Annotated in this window: 1 protein-coding gene; it reads left to right on the forward strand. The window is 57.5% G+C overall.

Translation table 11 applies throughout. The features are described 5' to 3' along the window. The first annotated feature begins 60 nt into the window (after positions 1-60). On the forward strand, positions 61-1,266 hold the full coding sequence (locus tag DFP86_RS19170; protein ID WP_133684320.1) for an IS4 family transposase: 1,206 nt from the start codon (positions 61-63) through the stop codon (positions 1,264-1,266). Positions 1,267-1,481: the final 215 nt, after the last annotated feature.

The following is a 1,481-nucleotide window of genomic DNA, read 5'->3' on the forward strand; positions in this document are numbered from 1 at the left end:
CAATACTGTTCGGTTAGCGCAAATCTGTTATAATCCCTGGACTTCTTCCAGGATTTTGTCATGGCCCGAACAAAAGCGGTACTGGGATCCGGTGCGCGGCTCAGCGACTACCTGAGCGCAACGCTTCTGGCACGGGTTTTTCCCGCCGATCAGATCAACCAGATCCTTGATGCGCAGGGCCGTAACAGCCGTCGCGTGCGCAGCTTTCCGGCCTTGGTCGGGGTGTATTACTGCATGGCCCTGAGCCTCTATCCTGAGGCGGCGTACGAAGAGGTGTTTGCCGTGCTGGCTGAGGGCTTTGCGTGGAGTCAGGGACGTACCCAGCCTACCCCGGTTGCCAAGTCCTCGATCAGCGAGTTGCGCAGCAAACTCGGCGCCGAGCCTTTGCGCGAACTGATGCATCAGGCTTGTGTGCCATTGGCTCAGGCGCGCAAACATCCGCAGGCGTTCTTTGGCAAACACCGCGTGGTGGCCATTGATGGCAGTAACTTCGACGTCCCTGATGAAGTCGACAATGTCGAAACTTTTGGATATCCGGGCAGCCGCACGGGGCAGGCCAACTATCCTCAGGCGCAATGCGCCGTGCTGGTGGAATGTGGTACCCATGCGATTCTGAATGCTCATATTGGCCCTTACCACGCCACAGAGTGGGATGTTTGCGTGCCGCTACTGGACTCGCTGGGCCCGGGCATGCTGTGTCTGGCGGACCGTGGCTTTGATGCCTATTCGTACTGGAAACAGGCTCGTGCAACCGGCGCAGATCTGCTCTGGCGCTGTGCCAACAACCGGATACTGCCCGTCGAGAAAGAACTTGATGACGGTTCATATCTGAGCCGTATTTATCCGCGCAAGAGCCGTAAAAATGCGGCAGAGGCCATCGAGGTTCGCGTGATCGAATATGAGATCACCAATCCAGAAGGCAAGCCTGAGCGCTATCGCATGCTCACTTCTCTGCTCAACCCCAAAGAAGACCCCGCCGAAGAACTGACGGCGCTGTATCACACCCGCTGGGAGATTGAGTCGGTATTCGATGAACTCAAGACCCATCAACAACAGAGCCGACGCGTATTGCGCTCCAAGACCCCGGAACTAGTACGCCAGGAATTCTACGGCTGGGTACTGGCACACTACGCTGTGCGCTGGTTGGTGCATCAGACCGCACTGGAACACAAGGTGGCACACGACACCCTGTCCTTTACCCGTCATCTGCATCTGTTGCGTCGTACACAGCCTCGCTCAGGGGATTTTTCCCCCTCGGCGGCCTAGACGTCGCCAGCAGGCATTCCGTGAAATCCTCGCGTACACCAAACGATTTCAGGCGGTGCGCACCATAGGGCAGCGCGTACCCAGGCAGGTCAAGCGACGAAACTCACCCTACCCTTCGCATGACCACAATTACCCGAGGCGGCGTAAGATCGATGCAACGCCGGACTTGAGGCCGGTGGCGGATTCAGTCAATTTCACCTAACCGAACAGTATTG

It is taken from the genome of Paludibacterium purpuratum, from assembly GCF_004363805.1.
Taxonomy (GTDB): domain Bacteria; phylum Pseudomonadota; class Gammaproteobacteria; order Burkholderiales; family Chromobacteriaceae; genus Paludibacterium; species Paludibacterium purpuratum.